Annotated in this window: 18 protein-coding genes and 1 pseudogene; 9 read left to right on the plus strand and 10 right to left on the minus strand. The window is 49.4% G+C overall.

Features of this window, described 5'->3' with window-relative positions; translation table 11 throughout:
- Window positions 1-525, minus strand: a pseudogene (locus tag VIN66_RS05400) (malate dehydrogenase); the annotation flags it as partial.
- Between the two features lie 514 nt (window positions 526-1,039).
- Window positions 1,040-1,252, minus strand: coding sequence for a 50S ribosomal protein L31 (rpmE, locus tag VIN66_RS05405; protein ID WP_092792296.1), 213 nt, complete (start codon window positions 1,250-1,252; stop codon window positions 1,040-1,042).
- Window positions 1,253-1,458: 206 nt separating this feature from the next.
- Between rpmE and priA the strand changes: the two genes are divergently transcribed.
- The 5 genes from priA (at window position 1,459) to VIN66_RS05430 (ending at window position 6,601) form a co-directional block, all read left to right on the plus strand.
- Entirely contained in the window at window positions 1,459-3,633 is a 2,175-nt protein-coding gene (gene priA, locus VIN66_RS05410; protein WP_331923012.1) for a primosomal protein N', read from the plus strand.
- Between the two features lie 77 nt (window positions 3,634-3,710).
- Window positions 3,711-4,271 (plus strand): SPOR domain-containing protein, encoded by a 561-nt coding sequence (locus tag VIN66_RS05415; RefSeq protein ID WP_331923013.1) that lies wholly within the window; start codon window positions 3,711-3,713, stop codon window positions 4,269-4,271.
- Window positions 4,272-4,329: 58 nt separating this feature from the next.
- Entirely contained in the window at window positions 4,330-4,848 is a 519-nt protein-coding gene (gene hslV / locus VIN66_RS05420; RefSeq protein ID WP_134051901.1) for an ATP-dependent protease subunit HslV, read from the plus strand.
- Between the two features lie 11 nt (window positions 4,849-4,859).
- On the plus strand, window positions 4,860-6,194 hold the full coding sequence (hslU, locus tag VIN66_RS05425) for an HslU--HslV peptidase ATPase subunit (protein WP_331923014.1): 1,335 nt from the start codon (window positions 4,860-4,862) through the stop codon (window positions 6,192-6,194).
- The gene (locus VIN66_RS05430) at window positions 6,194-6,601 is read left to right on the plus strand and encodes a DUF971 domain-containing protein (RefSeq protein ID WP_331923015.1); all 408 of its coding nucleotides are present in this window, start codon (window positions 6,194-6,196) and stop codon (window positions 6,599-6,601) included. The genes hslU and VIN66_RS05430 overlap by 1 nt, the downstream gene beginning before the upstream one ends.
- A gap of 10 nt (window positions 6,602-6,611) precedes the next feature.
- Here the strand turns inward: VIN66_RS05430 and VIN66_RS05435 are convergent, their stop codons facing one another.
- From VIN66_RS05435 to VIN66_RS05445, 3 genes are all read right to left on the minus strand, one after another.
- Window positions 6,612-8,471, minus strand: coding sequence for a methyl-accepting chemotaxis protein (locus VIN66_RS05435; RefSeq protein WP_331923016.1), 1,860 nt, complete (start codon window positions 8,469-8,471; stop codon window positions 6,612-6,614).
- A gap of 79 nt (window positions 8,472-8,550) precedes the next feature.
- Window positions 8,551-9,075 carry a phosphatase PAP2 family protein gene (locus VIN66_RS05440; protein WP_331923017.1) on the minus strand — a complete coding sequence of 175 codons (525 nt, stop codon included), beginning with the start codon at window positions 9,073-9,075 and terminating at the stop codon, window positions 8,551-8,553.
- A 55-nt stretch (window positions 9,076-9,130) separates the two neighbouring features.
- Window positions 9,131-11,131 carry a bifunctional diguanylate cyclase/phosphodiesterase gene (locus tag VIN66_RS05445; protein WP_331923018.1) on the minus strand — a complete coding sequence of 667 codons (2,001 nt, stop codon included), beginning with the start codon at window positions 11,129-11,131 and terminating at the stop codon, window positions 9,131-9,133.
- A gap of 162 nt (window positions 11,132-11,293) precedes the next feature.
- Here VIN66_RS05445 and rraA point away from each other — a divergent pair, with 162 nt between their 5' ends.
- Together rraA and VIN66_RS05455 are read left to right on the plus strand one after the other, a co-directional pair.
- A complete protein-coding gene (gene rraA, locus VIN66_RS05450) occupies window positions 11,294-11,779 on the plus strand; it encodes a ribonuclease E activity regulator RraA (RefSeq protein WP_331923019.1) in 486 nt (161 codons plus the stop codon).
- A 14-nt stretch (window positions 11,780-11,793) separates the two neighbouring features.
- A complete protein-coding gene (locus VIN66_RS05455; protein ID WP_331923020.1) occupies window positions 11,794-12,852 on the plus strand; it encodes a formimidoylglutamase in 1,059 nt (352 codons plus the stop codon).
- Here the strand turns inward: VIN66_RS05455 and VIN66_RS05460 are convergent.
- On the minus strand, window positions 12,839-14,368 hold the full coding sequence (locus tag VIN66_RS05460) for a putative bifunctional diguanylate cyclase/phosphodiesterase (protein ID WP_331923021.1): 1,530 nt from the start codon (window positions 14,366-14,368) through the stop codon (window positions 12,839-12,841). The genes VIN66_RS05455 and VIN66_RS05460 overlap by 14 nt on opposite strands.
- Window positions 14,369-14,430: 62 nt before the next feature.
- Window positions 14,431-15,657, minus strand: a complete 1,227-nt coding sequence (gene hutI, locus VIN66_RS05465) for an imidazolonepropionase (protein ID WP_331923022.1) — start codon at window positions 15,655-15,657, stop codon at window positions 14,431-14,433.
- 99 nt (window positions 15,658-15,756) lie between these two features.
- Between hutI and hutC the strand changes: the two genes are divergently transcribed.
- Window positions 15,757-16,473, plus strand: a complete 717-nt coding sequence (hutC, locus tag VIN66_RS05470) for a histidine utilization repressor (protein ID WP_331923023.1) — start codon at window positions 15,757-15,759, stop codon at window positions 16,471-16,473.
- 187 nt (window positions 16,474-16,660) lie between these two features.
- The gene (locus VIN66_RS05475; RefSeq protein WP_331923024.1) at window positions 16,661-18,691 is read left to right on the plus strand and encodes a methyl-accepting chemotaxis protein; all 2,031 of its coding nucleotides are present in this window, start codon (window positions 16,661-16,663) and stop codon (window positions 18,689-18,691) included.
- A 189-nt stretch (window positions 18,692-18,880) separates the two neighbouring features.
- On the opposite strand, the gene VIN66_RS05480 is transcribed toward VIN66_RS05475, so the two are convergent.
- The 3 genes from VIN66_RS05480 to VIN66_RS05490 all read right to left on the minus strand — a co-directional run.
- Window positions 18,881-19,498 (minus strand): restriction endonuclease, encoded by a 618-nt coding sequence (locus VIN66_RS05480; protein WP_331923025.1) that lies wholly within the window; start codon window positions 19,496-19,498, stop codon window positions 18,881-18,883.
- 110 nt (window positions 19,499-19,608) lie between these two features.
- The gene (locus VIN66_RS05485) at window positions 19,609-20,418 is read right to left on the minus strand and encodes a hypothetical protein (protein WP_331923026.1); all 810 of its coding nucleotides are present in this window, start codon (window positions 20,416-20,418) and stop codon (window positions 19,609-19,611) included.
- Window positions 20,415-21,217 (minus strand): bifunctional GNAT family N-acetyltransferase/hotdog fold thioesterase (locus VIN66_RS05490; protein WP_331923027.1); only part of this gene is annotated, 803 nt, incomplete at its 5' end. The genes VIN66_RS05485 and VIN66_RS05490, both read right to left, overlap by 4 nt.

A 21,217-nucleotide genomic window follows, 5' to 3' on the forward strand; every position in this document is an offset into this window, starting at 1 on the left:
ATTTAACATGCCCGCCGCCGTAACAATGGCCGTACCGTGCTGGTCATCATGAAATACCGGTATTTTGCAGCGTTTAATCAGCTCTTTTTCTATCTCAAAGCATTCTGGCGCTTTAATATCTTCCAGATTAATACCGCCAAAGGTATCGGCAATATTGGCAACGGTATTGATAAATTCTTCTGTTGAGCGGTGCGATACTTCGATATCAATCGAGTCAATATTGGCAAAACGTTTAAACAATAATGCCTTGCCTTCCATCACCGGTTTGGATGCCATAGGGCCCAGATTCCCCAGCCCCAGAATGGCAGTGCCATTGCTGATCACCGCCACCAGATTGCCCTTAGCTGTGTATTTGTAAACGTTGTCGACATCGGCAGCAATTTCCCGCACCGGCTCAGCGACACCAGGGCTGTATGCCAGCGCCAGGTCTGTTACGGTTTCGGCCGGCTTACTGATCTCGATACTAATTTTGCCGGGTGTGGGTTCTGCGTGGTAACGCAGCGCCTGTTGTCTGAAATCTGCCATCGGTTCTATCCTGCTGTCTGTAGGGCTAAGCGTATTGTTATTGTCGTGTCGCTACGCAAAAGGAGGCCTATTCTAATGAGCGCTACCCGATAAGAGAAACGGAATCGGTCTGATCGTACCAGCGCAATTCTGCTTGGAATGCCATAACACTTTAGTCGTAACTTTGTTTGTTATAACAACTAAACTGAACGCAGCCAAGAGACGTCTGGCCGCCCGCATCTTAAATGTTCGCTATCCGTGCATACCCATGTAAGGGCATACGCATAAACATGCCACTATCTGAGGCCGGCATACTGCTGCACAGTGGGAGCATTGGCAAAAGAGCTACCATAAACATTTGAAATAAAACTAAAAATCTAGCATTACAAGCAAACTTGGTGACAGAGCAGTCTGAGAGGAAAACTAATAAAAATATTTTTTCGCTAAATAACGACTATTTGTACAAAAAACACCCAAAGCACAGAGACAAAAAAAGCACCCTTGGGTGCTTTTTTGCTGAACCTGGCAAAACCGATTAACGGTTGCCCAGAACAGAGAAACGTTTCTTGAAGCGATCTACACGGCCGCCTACGTCCAACACTTTCTGCTTACCGGTGTAGAAAGGGTGGCAAGCTGAGCAAACGTCCAGGTGGATGTCTTTGCACAGTGCAGATTTAGTTTTGAAAGAATTACCGCAAGTACAGGTTGCCGTAATTTCTTTATATTCTGGGTGAATACCTGGTTTCATGGGTTACCTCGTTAGGCCGTATCGCTATCTGGTCAAACAATTTGCCAGACACCATACGTAATTACAGTTAATTTAGGGCGCGTAGCTTAATTGATAGCCGCTTAAGTTGCAACAGCTTCTGTCTTTAAGCTGATATTTTTTGTTTTGCTTGGCATTTTTGTGGCCTGTCCTTACACTTGAAAACTACTTTTAACTGGAATTCTGTTGTGACTGTAGTGCGTGTGGCCCTGCCGGTGCCGCTGAGACAACATTTCGATTACCTTATTGATGCTGCTATGCAGGTTCAGGTTGGCTGCCGCGTGCTGGTGCCTTTTGGCAACCGCAAACTGGTGGGTGTTGTCTGGCAATTAGACCCCAACGACAGTTTTGACAGCAATAAGTTAAAGCCGGTTGTCGCGGTGCTTGACCCAGCGCCGGTGCTACCGGCGTTGCTATGCCAGTTACTCAGCTTCGCTGCCGATTATTACCATTATCCACTGGGCGAAGTCTTGATAAGTGCCTTGCCTGCCTTACTGCGCGAAGGGCGTAATCTGGCAGATTATCAGCCTAAAGCTTACCAGCTTAGCGATAACGGCAAACAGCTGGATGCCGCCGCATTAAAGCGCTCAACAAAACAACTGGCATTGTGGCAGGCATTACTGCGCCATCCGCTTACCGAATCAGCATTGTTGCAGCAACATGGCCGCCCCACACTCAAGCAGCTTATCGACAAGCAGTTGGCTGAAGAGATAATAGTTCCGCCTCAGCCCTTTTCAGCGCCGCACACAGCTGCGAAAGGCTTAAAGTTAACCGCCGCACAGGCTATGGCCGTAACAGCGGTGACCCAGGCGTTTGGCCGCTTTGAACGCTTGCTGCTCGAGGGGGTCACCGGCTCCGGTAAAACAGAAGTGTACCTGCAAAGCATTGCCAGCCTGCTAAGTCAGCAACAACAAGTGTTGGTCATAGTGCCTGAAATTGGCCTGACCCCGCAAACTCTGGCGCGCTTTCAGGCCCGCTTTGATGTACCGGTATTATGCTGGCACTCGGCACTTACCGATAGCGAGCGCTTACATTGCTGGCTGCAGGCAAGTACAGGTGCAGCCGCTATTATTATCGGCACCCGCTCAGCACTGTTTTTGCCGTTTTGGCGGCTGGGGCTGATTATCATTGATGAAGAACATGATCAGTCGCTTAAGCAGCAAGATGGCTTTCGTTATCATGCCCGTGATTTAGCCATTAAAAGAGCAGCACTGCATCACTGCCCTATTCTGCTTGGCTCTGCCACACCAAGTCTGGAAAGCCTGCATAATGCGCTGAATAAACGCTTTATTCATTTGCCTCTGCCAGATCGTGCGGCCGGGCAAGCCTTACCTCAGTTTGAACTGGTCGACTTAAAACAGCAGGTACTGCAGTTTGGTTTGGCCGGTCAGACGCTGGCAAAGATCAAACAGCAGCTGGCTCAGGGAAATCAGGTCATGCTGTTTTTAAACCGTCGTGGTTTTGCCCCGGCGCTCAGCTGCCAGGAATGCGGCTGGCTGACAGAATGCCACCGCTGCAGCGCCTTCACCACTTATCACAAACAAAGCCGCCAGCTGGTATGTCATCACTGTGGTGCCAGCAAAGCTATACCCCGTCAGTGTGGTGGTTGCGGCAGCACACAGCTCAAACCCCTGGGTCAGGGCACAGAGCAGTTGGAAGAAAACCTGCAGCAGCTGTTTCCAGATGTTGCCATTACCCGCTTAGACCGCGATAGCACTCGGCGAAAAGGCGCTTTGCATAAGGCGCTGGAGGATATTCATAGCAGTGGAGCCAGGTTGATAGTCGGCACTCAGATGCTGGCGAAGGGCCATCATTTCCCCAATGTCAGCCTGGTAGTGATTGTCGATGTTGACGGCGCTTTATACAGCAGCGATTTTCGTGCACCAGAGCAACTGGCGCAGCTGCTGACACAGGTTGCTGGCCGTGCCGGTCGTGGTAGCAGTGGTGGTACAGTGTTGCTGCAAACGCATTATCCTGAACACGTGCTGCTGCAGGATATTATCAATAATGGTTATGCTTCCTTTGCCCGCAGTGCGCTGCTGGAGCGTCAGCAAACCTGTTTACCACCCTATCAGCACCTGGCGATGTTCACTGCAGAAGCGCATCACAGCGACGCATGCCAGCACTGGTTGCAGCAGGTTGCCGATGGTATTGCAGCTTTTCCCGCCTTGCAGTTACTCGGCCCGATTCCCGCACCAATGGAACGGCGGGCTGGGAAATATCGCTGGCAATTGCAGTTGTACAGCGCCAGCCGCAGCAGCATGCATCAGGCTTTGGAGCATATATTGCGCCCTATCAGCAACTGGCCGCTTAGCCGTAAGGTAAAATGGCAACTCGACGTAGACCCGACAGATCTGACCTGAAGCGGCGGCTTGTGTTTCTTTTTCTGCTTAACCTTGTAGAATAGCGCTCAATCAGGAAGTAACAGTATCCGCTACTTATGCCTCAGAAAGACTATGTCAGAGCCAGCCGGCCTAAAGCAAAACCGGCCAGAGCAAGTAATGCCCGTAACAACCGCAAAGCCGCAGCACCAGCTCAGGCTAAGCCCTGGCTGTTGCTGATCGTTACCTTTTTGCTAATCAGTGGCTTTGTTTACTTTTTGTGGTTTTTAAACCAGCAGCCTGCAGCCCCTGCTCCCGCTGCTAAACCTGAAAAAACCGTGAAACAGGACGAGTTACCTGCCAAACCAACCACCGAGCCCTACCAGTATATAAAAGAGCTGGAAAACAAAGAGGTGAAAGTTGAAGTGACCGAGCAGAAATCAGGTGGCCCTTACCAGATGCAGTGCGGATCATTCAGGGCTGAACAACAGGCTGAAGCGATGAAAGCGCAGATTGCGTTTGCTGGTTTTGCTTCACAAATTCGTCGTACAGAAGGCAGCAATGGCGTCTGGTACCGGGTTGTGTTGGGTCCGTATGAATCAAAGCGGCAGGCAACAGCCGATAATAACCGTCTGCGTCAGCTGAACATTAATACCTGCCGGATCTGGAACTGGTCTTGAAATCGCACTGACGCAGCCACACTTATGCCCTAAGTTAATCACGCCACAGGGCTAATTCATGACTACTATTGTTTCTGTTCGCCGCGATGGCCATGTCGCCATCGGCGGTGATGGCCAGGTTTCACTGGGTAATACCGTAATGAAGGGCAACGCGCGTAAAGTACGCCGTCTGTACAACAACAAAGTGATTGCCGGCTTCGCGGGTGGCACGGCAGATGCTTTTACGCTGTTCGAGCGTTTCGAAGCGAAGTTAGAACTACATCAGGGCCATCTGATGCGCGCCGCCGTTGAGCTGGCTAAAGACTGGCGTACCGACCGCATGCTGCGCAAACTCGAAGCTCTGCTCGCAGTAGCAGACGCCAATACTTCACTGATTATTACCGGCAATGGCGATGTGGTGCAGCCAGAGCAGGATCTTATCGCCATTGGCAGCGGTGGGCCTTACGCCCAGGCTGCTGCAACCGCCTTATTGAATAACACTGACCTCAGCGCCCGTGACATTGTTGAGAAAAGTCTGACTATCGCCGGTGATATCTGTGTCTACACCAATCACCATCAGACCATTGAAGAATTATAAGCAGGTATCCTATGTCTGATATGACCCCAAGAGAAATTGTACATGAGCTGGACCGGCATATTATCGGCCAGAACAAAGCCAAGCGCGCGGTAGCCATTGCGCTGCGTAACCGCTGGCGCCGGATGCAGCTTGATGCTGCACTGCGTCAGGAAGTCACCCCGAAAAATATCCTGATGATTGGCCCGACCGGCGTCGGTAAAACCGAAATTGCCCGTCGTCTGGCAAAACTGGCCAATGCGCCTTTTATCAAAGTGGAAGCGACGAAATTCACCGAGGTGGGTTATGTCGGGAAAGAAGTCGAAAGCATTATCCGTGATCTGGCAGACAGCGCGGTGAAAATGTACCGCGAACAAGCCATCGAGAAAAACCGCTTTCGCGCTGAAGAAGCGGCAGAAGAGCGTATTCTTGATGTCTTGCTGCCGCCGGCCAAAGATGGCTGGGGCGATGCCGATAATAAACCGGCATCAGACAGCAATACCCGTCAGGTATTTCGCAAAAAACTGCGCGAGGGCCAGCTGGACGACAAAGATATCGAGCTTGATTTAGCCCAGCCGAATATTGGTGTTGAAATTATGGCTCCGCCCGGGATGGAAGAAATGACATCGCAGCTGCAAAGCATGTTTCAAAGCCTTGGTAGTGAGAAAAAGAAGAAGCGTAAGCTGAAAATCAAAGATGCTATGAAGCAGCTGATTGAAGAAGAAGCCGCTAAGCTGGTGAACCCGGAAGAGCTAAAAGCTCAGGCACTTGAAGCTGTAGAGCAGAACGGCATAGTGTTTCTGGATGAAATAGACAAAATCTGTAAGCGCGGTGAAACCAGCGGCCCTGACGTATCGCGTGAAGGCGTGCAGCGCGATTTACTGCCGCTGATTGAAGGCTGTACGGTAAACACTAAACATGGCATGGTCAAAACCGACCATATTCTGTTTATTGCCTCAGGCGCCTTTCAGATGAGCAAGCCGTCTGATTTAGTGCCGGAGTTACAAGGCCGCTTACCAATACGGGTAGAGCTGGAAGCATTAAGTGCAGCCGATTTCGAACGCATCCTGACCGAGCCGAAAGCTTCTCTGACTGAGCAAGCCAAAGCCATGCTGGCAACAGAGGGCGTTAACCTGAGCTTTAGCGAGGATGGCATTAAAAGTCTGGCCGCGGCGGCTTGGCAGGTTAACGAAACCACTGAGAACATTGGTGCACGCCGGCTGTATACCGTGATGGAAAGACTGCTGGAGGAAATATCCTACGATGCAGCAGATCATGCTGGTGAGCACATTGAAATCAATGCCGCTTATGTTGACAAACATTTAGGTGCACTGGTTAAAGATGACGACTTAAGCCGGTTTATTCTGTAATGGCACAGCAACACACTGCTAAAGCTGCGGGTACAGACGTTAAAGTCAGTACCCTGCACTATCATCGTAAGCGCCATGAACTGGATGTTCTGTTCAGTGATGGCGCCAAAGCAGTATTCAGTGCGGAGTTTCTGCGTGTGTTTTCGCCGTCGGCTGAAGTACGTGGCCATGGCAAACCGAAACTGGTCAGCAATAAAAAGCAGGTTGCTATCAGCAAGATCCTACCGGTTGGACATTATGCTGTGAAACTAACGTTCGACGATGGCCACGATAGCGGTATATACAGCTGGGTCTACTTACAGCAGCTGCACACTCAGCAGCAAAGCTTATGGCAACAGTATCTGGCACAGCTGTCTGCCGCCAACGCTAACCGCGATAGTCTTATCGCGGTTAAAGTTCAACCTTAAAACCGGGATCTCAGGCCTGAAACCTGTCTACCGACTGATGCAGGTTTGCAGCTTGCTGCGCAACTTCTTCGCTGATAGCGGCGTTATGTCTGGCATGACCATAGGTTTCATCCGATAAATCGCGGATTTTCACCACGTTTTTGTTTACCTCAGCCGCAACATGGCTCTGCTCTTCAATTGCCGCGGCAATTTGGGTTGTCATGTCCATAATGTTTGTTACGTCCTGGGTAATTTCACTGAGCAGCTGCATAGCAACATTGGCCTGTTGCGCACTATCACTCCCTTCCTGCCGGCAACCCTGTATCACCTGCACAATATTGCTAGTACGGCCTTGTAAGCCATGCACTATGGTTTCGATCTGCCGCGTTGATTCCTGAGTGCGCATAGCCAGATTACGGACTTCATCAGCCACCACAGCAAAGCCTCTGCCCTGCTCGCCGGCACGCGCAGCTTCGATAGCAGCGTTAAGTGCCAACAGATTCGTTTGCTCCGCAATGCCTCGGATCACGTCCAGCACCGAGCCTATGGTTTTGCTGTCTTTTTCCAGCTCGGCCACCACGTTTGTCGCCTGCTGCAGCCGATCTGACAATGCATTAATACGGTGCACCGTCTGCTGCACTTCTGCCCGGCCGCTTTGCGCATTCTGGTTTGTCGCCTCGGCTTTTGACGCTGTCATTTCGGTATTACCGGCGATTTCGTTAATGGTTGCGCCCATTTCAGTCACCGCTGTTGCCACCATATCGGTTTCGCTTTGTTGCTGTTGCATGCCACGGCTGGTATCCGCGGTAGAACGTGCCAGCTCATTTGTCGCGGTATCAAGCATTTCCAGCGCCTGATTAACAGTCTTAATCAAGTCCTGAAAATCGCCCAGCATGGCATTAAAATCAACTGCCAGCGTGGTCATCTCATCATTACCGGCTACAACAACACGCATACGAAAATCATTGTTGGCGCGGATCAACCCTATCGCCTGGCACACCTCCATTACCGGCCGCAAAATACTGCGACTGGTCAAGGCCACCAATATCAGCACAGTACCAAGCACTATGATGAAAATAGCTAACGCTAGCTGCTGAGTGGAGCTGACAGAATCGTTTATAGCTTTCGTCGTTTGTTGTTCCAGCTCTTTCAGGCTGGTTTCCGTGCTGTGAATAGCGCCGCGCATCTCACCGGTAGCACCTTCTGTTTCGCTAAGTCCCATCTGACGCATCGCATTTACCAGCGCAGCGAAACTCTGATTGTACTGCTCAGCCAAAGCTCTGCTCGTGCTATCTGTGCCTGTTTGCAGCAAAAGCTGCGGAAACAGTGTATTAAAGCGTTCCGCATAGGCCATATCTTTGCGCAGCAAGAAATCTTTCTCTGCTCGGCGTAACTGCAATACCAATATGGTCAGGTTGTCCTGCCCCAGCTGGTCAAGCCGCTCCTCCAACTGCTGCACTGTCTGGCGTAAGTCGCCGATAAGACCTGACTGTGCATCCAGCCCTAAGCGCTGCTGTGATTCAACCAACTGATTAAACTTCTGTTGATAACTTGCTGTATAGCCAGAGAAAGTGCGCAAAGGCGCCTGGTCAATGTTATGGCGCTGCAACAGAGCGTCAAGTTCAGTAATATGTTGTTGCATCAGCTGGTAGTGGTCATTCAAACGTTGCTGATATTTCAGTTCAGTGCGCGCCATAAAATCTTTCTCATGACGGCGAAACATCAATACATCCGCACTAATCTGCTCAACCAGCTGCTGTGTTCTTGCCAGACTGGTTAGTTGGGCGCCCTGATAAAACAGAATAAGCAGCATTATCGCCATTGCGATAACCAGAGCTCCGCCATTGATAAATAACCGCTGTTTTATCGACAATTTTCTTAACTGGCTCATAGTGCAATCCTGTTTGTTAACAACTCACTTGAGGATAGCGCACTGCAGAAAAAAAATTCGGTATTTTGCGGCGGAAATCTCAGATGTATAACATGTAGGAACATAATGTGCACAAAGTACCCAGAAGCGCTCCAGCTATCACATCCAGTGGAAAGTGCACCCCCAACATAATCCGGGACAAGCCGATACACAGCGCCCAGCTTAAAGCCAGCGGCCAGAACAAAGGGTAATAAATAGCCACAGCCGTTGCCACAACAAAAGCACCTGCGGTATGGCCTGATGGCAGACTGAACCTATCTGAAGGAATGATATGCGCATGAATAAAAGCACTGAGTACATCTGCCGGCCGTGGACGTTTGATGCCGTTCTTCAGCAGCAAATAAAGTGGTAGTTCCAACGCGAAACTGCACAGCAATAGCTGACCAAAAGAGGGGGCAGCGTTTATTTCCAGCGCCAGCAACGTCGCGGCCAATAACAGATACAAAGGACCATCTGCAGTTTTTGATAGCCAGTAACTGGTATTAAACATAAACCGCGAAGAGCTGCGGCTAAACAACCGGCAAAAAGACGCCTGATCCCACTGTTCAAGACGTTTAAGTAACATGGCTCAGCCCCGTCATCAGCGTTGACTGAACTCAGACTAACCTTGCTTTATGACGCTATAATGACACCGGCTGGCGCGCAAAATTGATCGCATCCTGCTCTGACAGCGGTTTAGCGAAGTAGTACCCCTGCACAGTGTCGCATGACAGATTGCGCAGCAACTGCAATTGCATGGCCGTTTCTACGCCTTCGGCAAGAATGCGTTTACCCAGACCATGCGCCAGTTTAATCATCGTTTTTACGATAATCATATCAGAATCATTGCCTGCCATGTCCATAACAAAGCTGCGGTCGATTTTAATTTTTTCAATCGGCATGCGGCGTAAATAAGCCAGCGACGAGTAGCCGGTGCCAAAATCGTCAATAGATACCCGGATCCCCATCTGCTGCAGCTCCAGCACATGGTTCGAGCCTTTTTCCATATCATGCATGGCGGTATTTTCAGTGATCTCCAGCTCAAGCAAGTCTGGCGAAATCTTATATTGCAGCAGCAGCTGCTGAATTTTCTGCTTCAGGCCGTCCTGCTGAAAATGTAATGGCGACATATTCACCGCCAGCGGCACCTGAATGTGCTGCTTGCGCCACTCACTGATTGTTTTCACCGCTTTGTGCAGGATCCAGAAATCAAGCTGACGGCTTAATCCTAATTGTTCGACGAACGGCAAAAACTGCCCGGGCATCAGAAAGCCTTTCTCCGGGTGCTGCCAGCGCACTAATACTTCAAATGCTTCAAGCTTATTGTCACGTAAATTGATCTGAGGCTGAAAATACAACACCAGTTCGTCATTGCGCATGGCTGACAATAACTCTGTTTCCCAGCCAATCAACCGGGCTGACTCATCCTCCATACCTGCTTTATAAGCCAGACTACGTTGCTGCAGCCGTTTAGCCTGATGATACGCAATATTGGCTTTTTGCAGCAGGCTCTCTGCTGTAGTCGCATCCTCCGGCGCATTGGCAATGCCTATGGTGCAGCTCAGCTGCAACGGGCCTCCCGCCAGATCAAAGCTTTTCTCGACCAATTGCTGCAAATGCCTTAAAGCAAACTGTAACTGTATAGCTGTTTTGACATCAGTCAGTGCCAGCGCAAAAATATCTCCACCGGTGCGTGCTACCAGTGCCGGTTTTAAAATACTGCCTTCAAGCCGCTGATTTAGCTGACGAAGCAATATATCGCCCTGTTTTAAACCAACAGACTCGTTAATGGTTTTAAATTTGTCCAGTCCCAGCATTAGTAAATAAATGGAACTTGTTGCAGGTTGCTGCAGTTTTTCCTGTAGCAGTGTTAGCAGAGCATCACGGTTAAGTGCCCCGGTCAGCTGATCATAACGGTCAAGATATAGCGCCTTTTCACTTAACTGCCGGTTCGTATTTCGCTCATGCTCATGCAGCCAAATCAGCAGCGCCAACCCAAGACAACTTAATAAAAACAATTCAACACATTTATATACCAGCAATAACCGGATATCAGCCGGCTGACCTGTACTAAGCAATTGCCAGACGGTATAGGCAATATAAAGTACACCCCACAGTGACATACTAAAAACTGCCAGGCGTTGCCCCAAGGCATTGTCTGCTCGCTGCAACAAGCTTACCGCTGCAGTCAGCAATAAAATGCCCATCAGCAACAGGCGGAAATACAGTTGAAAATAACGCTGCCAGGCATCGATAGTCTCATGCCAGCCAAAAGGCGCAATACTGGCCACAGCGGCAACACCGAGTAAAACCAGCAGTTTCGCCGCTGATACCCTCCCGAGCAAATGCGCATCACTGCTCCTGGTCTGCATCATACCGCGCAGCAAAAACACGGCAAAACTGTAGCTGCAAAATACCACCGTGAACTGCATCACCGTTGTTGGCACCGGACGTGACGGTATTGCCCACTGCAGCAGGATCATCAACTGGTAGATAGCAAACGCTAATAAGGCAAAAAACCAGGAACGGATATAACTTTGCTTATAAGCCAGACTCAGGCGCCACAGCAGATAGCTGAGCAGCAACGCGACACCCATCTCTGTCAGGTAGATAGCAAGTCTGGAAAATATTTCTGGCGCCACGGCATATACCGGTTAAGTCGTCTCAATACACAGTAACAAATAACCTGTCTGCTCGACAACACGCTTCGTTCAAATGTGCGAAAAGCCAGTAATAATAATAGTTTGAGCTTGTCTCAGTCAGCGCTATACTGTGGACAGACGTTTTTCCCGCCGGAGCCAGTTATGGAATACAACACATCAGAGTTATGTGATCTTTATGCCGATTTAGTTGATGTGGTTGAACCCTTGTTTGCCAGCTATGGTGGCAGGCGCTCGTTCGGCGGACAAATCCATACCGTTAAATGCTTTGAAGACAACGGCCTGGTCAGGCAAATGCTCAGTGAGTCAGGCATTGGTAAAGTATTGCTCATCGACGCCGGCGGTTCAGCCCGCAGGGCCATTATTGACGCTGAACTGGCGTCAATGGCTGCCACAAATGGCTGGGAAGGCATTGTCTGTTACGGCAGTGTGCGCGACTTAGATTTACTGGAAGATTTCGATATTGGTATTCAGGCAGTCAATGCTATCCCGGTTGGCGCTGATGACAAAGGCTTTGGCGAAACTGAAGTACCGGTCAATTTTGCTGGTGTCACGTTTTTACCGGGCGATCATCTCTACGCCGACAGCACCGGCATCATAATGTCTCCTGATGCACTGGATATTGAATAAGACGATACCGCCTTATGCTTAACCTTTTCACCAGCTCGCAGTTATCACTTTTTTGCACTGCACGTGGCGGGGAAACCCGCTTAGGTCAGAGCGTTACCCTGCCCGCCCCAGCAGCAGACTTACCGCAGCAACTTAGCCAGGCTGCGGCAGAAGGCTGCCGGTATGTTTTACTGGGCGTACCGGAAGATATCGGACCAAGGGCGAACCTGGGTCTTGCAGGTGCAGATAAAGGCTGGCAGGCGTTTTTAACTAAGTTTTTAAACCTGCAGGCGAACGACTTTATTCCGGCAAAACAAATTCTGCTGCTTGGAAATATTGAATGTAAGGACCTGCAGCAGCGAGCTGATGTAACTGACAATGGTCAGAGCGCATCACCTGAGCAGTTGCGCCTACTGGTTTCTGAGTTGGATGAGCGCGTTGCGACTGCGGTGCAGGCAATATTTGCCGCCGGTTTGTATCCGCTGGTCATTGGTGGTGGCCATAACAACAGTTACCCGTTGTTAAAAGCACTCAGTTTAAGCAGTGGACAAAAGGCGAACAGCGCCAATCTGGACCCTCATTCAGATTTCAGACCGTTGGAAGGACGGCACAGCGGTAATGGCTTCAGTTATGCCCATAATGCTGGTTATTTAGAGCATTATTTTGTATTGGGGCTACACGAGCTGAAAAACTCAGCCGCAACACTGACACAGTTGCGTGAAGCCGGCGCAGAATACTGCAGCTACCAGCGGATCTTTGTCCGGCAGGAACTGCATTACCAGCAAGCGCTGGATTTATGTATTGAACACGTAGTGCGCGGTCAGGGCGATATTGGTATTGAACTGGATACTGACAGTATCAGCCTGATGCCCGTCAGTGCCTTTACCAACTGTGGTTTAACTGTGCACAATGCTGAGCAATTCGTATTTCAGCTTGCCAAACTGCCACGCAGCCGTTATTTGCATCTGGCGGAAGCAGCGCCAGTCCAGCATCCGGCAGGATTATCGGCCGGGCTTAATGAAGCTGGGCAAGTGCTGGCAGCATTGGTGATTGCGTTTATTCAGGGCAAGCAACATCAGGCTACTGCGATTTAGTCTGTTGCTGCTGCCAGTGTTTCAGCCAGACGGCAAAACCACTTAGCTCAAAGGGCCGGGAATATAAAAAACCCTGCCCGCGGTTACACCCCATGCGTAACAATTTTTGCTCCACTTCTTTCTCTTCCACGCCTTCAGCTATTACACCCAGCCCAAGATTACGCGCCATATCAATAATGGCACCCGTAATAGCGGTATGGATATCAGATTTATGCAGGTCATTGATAAAGGAGCAGTCAACTTTCACGGACTGAACCGGCAGTTGCCGTAAATGGGATAACGAGGATAAGCCAGTGCCAAAATCGTCCAGCATTAACTCAATGCCCATCTTGTGCAGGCGCTGCATCATGCTGATGGATTGTGAGGGTTGAGCGGCAAAGGCACCTTCTTTAATTTCCAGAATTAGCTGCTGCGGCTGAACATTATACTTCGCAAACAACATATCCAGGCTGTCAATCAGCTCATCCTGCAGCAGATCCTGACTGGAAATATTCACCGCAATTTTGCCTTCCAGGCCAGCTTTGTTGAGCTGAGATATGGTCGCAATGGCCTCCGTCAGTACCCACTGTGTTAGTGGATAAATCACTCCGGTCTCCTCTGCCAGAGCCAGAAAACTGTCAGGCGTCATCAGCCCCCGGCTCGGATGCCGCCAACGCACAAACACTTCACCTGCGAGCACTTCGCGGCTTTGCATATCCACCTGCGGCTGCACGTAAAGAGCCAGTTGCTGCTGTTCTATCGCCTGACGCAGCTCAGCCATCAGTGTCAGTTTATCAGTAGAGTAATGCAGCATATCCGCGCTGAATACCTGGCTCTGGCCCTGTAACCAATTGTGATGCTGCTGGGCCAGGTAGGCCCGCTCCAGCAATTCACTAAGTTGAGTGCCGTGCTGTGGGTAATGGGCAATACCGCAATGCAGCTGATAATCGACGGCGCAGCCATGCACTATCATGGGCTCTGGTACCGTTTTTTCCAGATTGTCAGCCAGATACTCTGCCAGATGTGGTTTGTCGTTACACGCAATCCAAACAGCAAAATCAACACCTCCCAGATGACACAACCGCACAGGCACCTGCTTACGAAACTCGAATGTCAGCGCCTCGTCCGCAGTTTTTAACTTATCGTTAATGCGCTGGGCTATTTGCGCCAGCACCAGATTGCTATTGCTATGACCAAGCAGCTGATTAACCTTGTCAAACTGACTTATTTTCATCAGTAACAGCGAAAATGACTGTTCGGGGGCTCTTTTAAGCAGCTCATCTAGCTGTTGCTGCAGAAAAAATTTATTCGGGAAGCCGCTGATATCATCATGCAGAGAGTAAAAACCCAGCACAGCTTTGCTGGCAGCATTATGTGACTGCAACAGCCTGGTCAGGCGGTATTTCAGCTTAATAATGCCGATAACCGCCAGTGCTAATGCAATACTTAGTAGCCCAACAGCAGCATATAATGCCTCTTCAGCTTGCGCCGCAACCGGAAAACTTATTAAAAACAGACTACAACAGCGAAAAGACACCACTTCACTCCAGTGCAATTTATGCTATTAGCTTAATCTAAATTGCCTTGAAGTAAAGCAATTCACACCCGGCAGTTAACTTCTTTACCATTAATAATCAGTTGCTTAAGTTGGTTAACACCAAACTGATAGCACAGCTCTGCAGGTTGGCTGATGCCATAGCAGGCAAAATCTGCTTTCTGGCCGACTGCCAGCGTCCCTCTGTCCTTTAACCCCAGAGCTAAAGCCGCATGCCGGGTCACACCCAACAAAGCCTCTTGCGGCGTTAAGCGAAACAACGTGCACGCCATATTCAGCATTAATGGCAATGAGCATAGTGGCGATGTCCCCGGATTCAGATCCGTTGCAACAGCCATCGGAACCTGATATTGCCTTAATAAATCAATCGGAGGCAATTGGGTTTCCCGTAAAAAGTAATAAGCCCCCGGCAGCAATACGGCAACAGTACCGGCCTGAGCCATAGCAGCAACACCCGCTTCATCCAGAAACTCAATATGATCGGCTGATAAGCCTCCAAACTCCGCAACCAATGCGCTGCCTCCGATATTCGACAGCTGCTCAGCGTGCGCTTTCACCGGTAACCCCAGCTCGCTGGCCACAGAAAACACTTTACGGCTTTGCTCTGTGCTAAAGCCGATACCCTCGCAAAATACATCTACCGCGTCTATCAGGTTTTGTTGCTGCAGCACAGGCATCATCTGACACACTGCTTCTATGTAGCCATCTGCATTGGCTGCAAATTCAGCCGGCAATGCATGTGCGCCTAAAAAGGTTTTCTGCACTGAGATCGGATGACAGCGCTCCAGCTCAGCTGCAACCTGAAGAATTTTCTGCTCTGTCACTAAATCCAGGCCATAGCCAGATTTAATCTCAACCGTCGTCACCCCTTGCGACAACAACGTATTAAGCCGCTCCTTCGCCAGTACAAAAAGCTGTTCGTGACTGGCAACACGGGTTGCAGCCACTGTTGACCTGATACCACCTCCGGCTGCCGCAATCTGCTGATAGTCAGCACCGTTTAGCCGCATTTCAAATTCATTAGCCCGGTTGCCGGCGTATACCAGATGGGTATGGCAGTCGATAAAGCCAGGCAGAATCCACTGCCCTCTGGCATCATACAAAGGAGTGGTTAAACTATCAAAAGCTGGCAAGTCGCTGCGTTTTCCGACAAATGCAATCAGGCCATCTTTTACCGCCAACACAGCATCCTCAATACTGCCATAAGGCTCTCCATTTTCTGTCATAGTGGCGATACTGGCGTTAATCCAGATGGCATCAAACTGTTGCATAGCGGCTCTCCTGACTGCGGTACTAAAATTATTCTACACCACCAACTTGTATATACAACAAAGCTACAGTATTTTTTGTTTAACCAAGCCGGAGGTGTTATGGCAATTGCTAAATTTGCAGAAATCAAGGAATACATACTGAGCCAGATTGAAATCGCCGCCTGGCCGGAGCACAGCAGAGTTCCGTCCGAAAACGAGCTGGCCGGGCAGTTCGCTGTCAGCAGAATGACTGCCCGCCGCGCGCTGCAAGAGCTTACAGAGCAAGGTATTTTGTACCGCACGCAAGGAGTTGGTAGCTTTGTCGCCGCACTGAAATCTCAGTCATCTTTGCTGGAAATCCGTAATATTGCCGACGAAATACACAGCCGAGGACATGCATACAGCGCTCGGCTGCTGCAGCTTACAGAGCTGCCATGTCCTACCGTAGTCGCCAGCGCGCTTGGGTTACGCCGTAATGAAGCAGTGTATTTTTCTTTAATTGTGCATCTGGAAGATAATCAACCACTGCAACTTGAAGCGCGTTATGTCAGCCCGCGGCTGGTGCCAGAGTATGTTAAGCAGGATTTTAATCAGCAAACCCCACACCAGTATTTAAGTTTCATTGCGCCCCTGACAGAAGCAGAACACACAGTAGAGGCAATCTGGCCAGACGATTTTACCTGCAAACATCTGATGCTAAAAAAAGCGGAACCCTGCCTGAGATTGACCCGCCGGACCTTCAGTCGTGAAGGCGCAGTCAGCCTGGCTTACCTGACATCGCCCGGTAGCCGTTATCGTTTAGGCGGTCATCTGAATTTATCTTTGCAGCGAAATTGAAACCGGCTTACGAAGACTGCCATTTGTGCGGCAAGACAGCAGCACCATTTTAGTGCCGTCGCCCCAAATTTGCTCATGTACCGATTTACTGGCTAGACCAGTATAATTTTCTTTGTTAATTTCAGGTTGTTTCCAAAGCGTCTGGTGTCTATGTTTAAGGCACTGTAACAGTGCGGAGTTTGCCTGAGTGTTTACATTAAAAGTTGCCCATAAGGTCATCATTGGCTTTGGTTTTATTGCTCTGCTCCTGCTGCTTTCCAGCGGTTCTGCGCTAGTCAGTTTTTCTGCAATTACCCGTTCAAGTGATCTGGTAAATCAACAGGCTGTGCCGGTGCAACAACAAAGTAATATGGCGCAGATACAACTGCTGAAGCTGGCCAAATTGTCGGCGTTAGGGTACACCGCCGACAATCCGGCTGACATTAGTCAGTATCAGCAACAGTTTAACAGCGGCAGTGACATACTTCGCACACAGCTAGCCAGCCTGACACAGCTTACCCGCAACGAACCCTCTTTTACCAAAACATTAAGCGACATTGACAACCACTATCAACAGTATGCCTCCGCTGTTAGCAGTATGTTTAATAGCCATCTGGACAGCATCGCACTGCAGCGCCAGGTCAGCGCAGAATTGAAGGAGCTTGAGCAAATGATTGATAATATCGGCGCAAATCTGCTGGATATTTCTTACCTTGACCTACCAGGCGGTGAGCAACAAATGGAGCTGATCGCCGGCAGTGCCAACCGTATCGATGGCCAGTTGCTTGGTTTGCTGAATACATTAAAAGAAGTGGCAGGTTATACCGAATTAAGTGCTGCTGAAACTGCCGGCGAAAACATCAGTTTTACCCTTAGTGATATGCAGGCAAATATTGACTATATGGCTAATCTCGTTGCCAGACAAAACACAGATGGCTTATGGCAGTCAGTCACGGAACAATTAGCAAACTTAACCGAAAAACTAGCATCTGGCACTGGACTGTCAGAACTGAAATTACAACAAGTCAAAGCCCAACAGGAAGCCCGGACACAGCTTAACGTGTCAGAAAAAAGGGTGGAACAAGTAGTAACAGCACTTGATACACTGCTGACTGACGCTGATACACAGTTTAGTCTGCTACAGCAAAAAGTATCTGATACCGTTAGCTCAGGCAGTACCCGTACACTCAGCCTGATGTTGGTTCTGGTTATTCTGGCAGTGGCAGCCGCCTATCTGACAATTAATGCTATGTTACGGCCACTGGCTGGCATTAATAAAGTGCTCGGCGATATCGCTGGTGGTAATCTCACCCGTAAACTCAGCATAACAAATCAGGATGAATTTGGTGCTCTGGCGGCTAAAGTCAACAGTCTGATCAATGCGCTCAGTGCGCTGATTGTCAATATTCAGCAGAACGCCAGCGACCTGAACCAGAATGCCAGCCAATCTGCTTATGAGGTCGGAGAAATCAATGACTCACTACAGCACCAACAGCAACAGATTGCTGAAGTCAATGATATCACCCGACAACTGGCTGACAGCACAAGGGATATAGCCCGCCATTCGGCGGAAACCACCTCTGCGATGCATCAGGCATTAGAGCAAGGTAAGCAGATCGATTTAATTGCCGGGCAAAATAATGAGCTGATTAACCGCCTGGCGCAGCAGTTGACCACGACCAGTGATGTTATGAGCCGGGTAAACGATGAAGCGAATAATATCGGCGGCATCCTGGCGACTATCAGAGGTATTGCAGAACAAACCAACTTACTGGCTCTGAATGCAGCCATCGAAGCAGCCCGCGCCGGAGAGCAAGGACGCGGATTTGCTGTTGTTGCAGATGAGGTTCGGTCACTTGCCGGCAGGACTCAACAAGCTACCGACGAAATCCGCCAAATGATTGAAACACTGCAGTCGCAGAGCAAGCAAGCGGTATCCGAAATAACTAACGGCAAAACAGATGCTGATCTCTGTGTTGCACAAACTCTGGAGTTAGTTTCTGCACTGAGCCTGGTAACCGCAGCCATAGCGCAAACTCAAACTATCAGCAACAGAGTCAGCGCAGCCACAGAAACTCAGCTGGCACTGGGCAATACCATTGATGACAATATGCAACAAATGATTGACGTTGCTCATGTTAGCAGTGAAAAAGCGCAACGGACTTTGCAACACAGCGATGGCGTATCAACACTTGCAGCAGCCTTACAGCAAGCCGCCAGTGCTTTTAAAATATCCTGATAATATTCGCGCAGGTTAAACAGTGAACAGCGGCATCCTGCCGCCAGGTGCATTCCCATGCTCAGAAAAAGGCTGGACAATGTCCAGCCAGGCAGGAAGTATTTTATGTCCTTTTGTTTTTATCGATTCCATTCGCACTTCATAGTGCCAAATATTCTTAAAAAAACCCGATGAAAATATGATATCAGCTTAAACCATGGCAAACTGTTGCACACGTAGCAGCTTTTGTTGCCTTTTCAGGCTCTTGGCGTCTAGTAACTCAATATTAGCTTCACGGGCAAAAATCCAGGCCTGGCTGCTGAAACCGGCATAGCTTACCGCCACTCCGCTGGTGAAATCAGCCGCCAGCATTTGCTGAAATAATGCTCTTATCTGATTAATATCAACCGCTTGCTCTCTTTGCTGCAGGAGTACCAGCTTCTCGGTATCTGTACCCTGCAGGCATTTGTACTCCGGGCTTACCCGGGATGAGTTGCACAGCTTGCCCTGTCCCAGCAAAAACCGTTCAGCATCCTGTAAAAATTGGTTCTGCTTGTCTTTTGATGATAAAAAAGTCCGCAAAGGCAGCGGAAAACCAAACAGACGATGCTGTTCATCCAGTTCAAAGAATGCCATTACATTAAATATTAATGCGACAACAAACATCAGCACAAAAGTCCACAGCATAAAAGCAGACCAAAAGGCCGACAAAACCCAGTTATTATTACTAAGCAGTAATGAATGTTCGGCAAACAGTAAATAAATAGCGCCGGCAATAATACCAAGGGCAGTACTGACTGAAGAAATGACCAACCATTTATTTTTCATAACACCCTCAACTCCATCTGTTGAGCGAAGAGTATCAGGCGGCCGGAGTATTTTTTCTTAATAAGAAGCTGATAAATGCTTTATAAAAGCGATCTCAGAACAAATAATGTTCAAAAACAGTGTATTAGAGCATCAGGTGCCGACGAAAAACGATATCTGAAACCAAACCGACGACTAAATTTTTCAGCTAGCACACGGCGAGATTGAGTGGCATCGCGGATAAATGTCACCTCTGTTTGCGCCGATTCGGCGGCACGTAAATAGAATTTTTCACGTGTTATCAGTTCGGGACAGCTCAGGTTGTACACCGCTGAAGACCAGGTATTGTCAGATATCAAAGCATTAATCGCTGCCAGAATATCTGCAGCATGTACCATATTCACCGCGCCGTTGGGATCAGACAGTGTTTTACCGGCGACGCTGTGCCCGGGATGTCTGCCCGGCCCCATCAATCCGGCCAGACGCAGCGTAATGCATTGTGGAAATTGTTTTAATGCCTGTTCTCCGGCGTTCAACAACTGCACTCTCGGATGATGCAACAATAATTCACTGCATTCATCCACCTCGCCTGTACATCCCTGGTATATGCCGGTTGAACTGAAATGGATTACCGCCCTGCTTTGTGCCTGCACCATCAACTGATACAAACTCTGCAGGGATATCTGATAAGCATTGTCAGGTTCACTACGCCCGGGCGGAATCGCACACAGCACCAGTGCATCATGGAATAACGCCAGCAACTGCTGATCCTGTGCTAAATCTGGCTGCCGCAAATCGAGTACCAAACCGGATATTGCAGTGGGCAGATTAGTCAAAACGTCAGCACTGCGGCGTGTAACATAAAGCTGATGACCATCCTGCAGCAGTGGCAATGCCAGTTGCTGCCCCAACCAACCGTAACCAATGATAATAATCTTCACGTGTTGAGGTCTGCCTTATCTGTTGTTGGTAATACGGCATAACGGCCATAAAACTCTGCGCAAATCTCACCGCCGGACAGAATTTGCACCTTAATTTTCTGCACTGCTTTGCGCCCTGCAGCAAGGGGCATCAGATCACCAACACAATGTTGCAGTACGCATCGCGCAACCGGTTCTGCCGTCACTGGCTTTATATACCGGATATCCGCATTTGCCAGCACCTGATCGCCATGCAGGCCAAGTGCTCTCAGTTGCAGATATAACATCCCCCAACCGGTTAACGTGGCCAAGGTATAAATACTGCCGGCAAACATCGTCTTATGCAGATTGATATTCGGCGCCATTGGCGCGGTGCAGCGAAATTCATTACCATCAAAGCTGTCGATATGCAGCTGCATAAACTGACTGACTGGGATTGTTTGCTGCCAGGTCCGATTCAGATCATCACACCACAATTTGAACTGAGTCTGGTCGTCAGTCAGACGTATCGTTTTACGCATAACATAGTGGCGAATACCAAACTGCTCCGGTGCTTCTGACATACTGTGATAGCCAGAGCGCTGATAAAAAGCTAAAGCGGTGTCTCGGGCATTGAGCTGAACATGGGTACAGCCCCACGCTGCAGCCTGAGCTTCAAGACCTGCCAGGATCCTGCTGCCGGCACCTTTTCCCTGATGCTCTGTCGAAACAGCCATATATCTGACCTGAGCTGTAGCGGCATCTATTTTGTGCAGCCGGCCTGCGGCTGCAATGTTGCTATGCTCATCTACGAGCATCAGGTGATAAGCGCTATCCTCCA

The sequence above is a fragment of the Rheinheimera sp. genome, assembly GCF_036568245.1.
GTDB lineage: Bacteria > Pseudomonadota > Gammaproteobacteria > Enterobacterales > Alteromonadaceae > Alishewanella.

Bases quoted from the DNA above. Each gene is read 5' to 3' on its own strand.
- rpmE (WP_092792296.1), bottom strand. From the start codon at position 1,252: ATGAAACCAGGTATTCACCCAGAATATAAAGAAATTACGGCAACCTGT.
- VIN66_RS05415 (WP_331923013.1), top strand. From the start codon at position 3,711: ATGCCTCAGAAAGACTATGTCAGAGCCAGCCGGCCTAAAGCAAAACCG.
- hslV (WP_134051901.1), top strand. From the start codon at position 4,330: ATGACTACTATTGTTTCTGTTCGCCGCGATGGCCATGTCGCCATCGGC.
- hslU (WP_331923014.1), top strand. From the start codon at position 4,860: ATGTCTGATATGACCCCAAGAGAAATTGTACATGAGCTGGACCGGCAT.
- VIN66_RS05430 (WP_331923015.1), top strand. From the start codon at position 6,194: ATGGCACAGCAACACACTGCTAAAGCTGCGGGTACAGACGTTAAAGTC.
- VIN66_RS05435 (WP_331923016.1), bottom strand. From the start codon at position 8,471: ATGAGCCAGTTAAGAAAATTGTCGATAAAACAGCGGTTATTTATCAAT.
- VIN66_RS05440 (WP_331923017.1), bottom strand. From the start codon at position 9,075: ATGTTACTTAAACGTCTTGAACAGTGGGATCAGGCGTCTTTTTGCCGG.
- rraA (WP_331923019.1), top strand. From the start codon at position 11,294: ATGGAATACAACACATCAGAGTTATGTGATCTTTATGCCGATTTAGTT.
- VIN66_RS05455 (WP_331923020.1), top strand. From the start codon at position 11,794: ATGCTTAACCTTTTCACCAGCTCGCAGTTATCACTTTTTTGCACTGCA.
- hutI (WP_331923022.1), bottom strand. From the start codon at position 15,657: ATGCAACAGTTTGATGCCATCTGGATTAACGCCAGTATCGCCACTATG.
- hutC (WP_331923023.1), top strand. From the start codon at position 15,757: ATGGCAATTGCTAAATTTGCAGAAATCAAGGAATACATACTGAGCCAG.
- VIN66_RS05480 (WP_331923025.1), bottom strand. From the start codon at position 19,498: ATGAAAAATAAATGGTTGGTCATTTCTTCAGTCAGTACTGCCCTTGGT.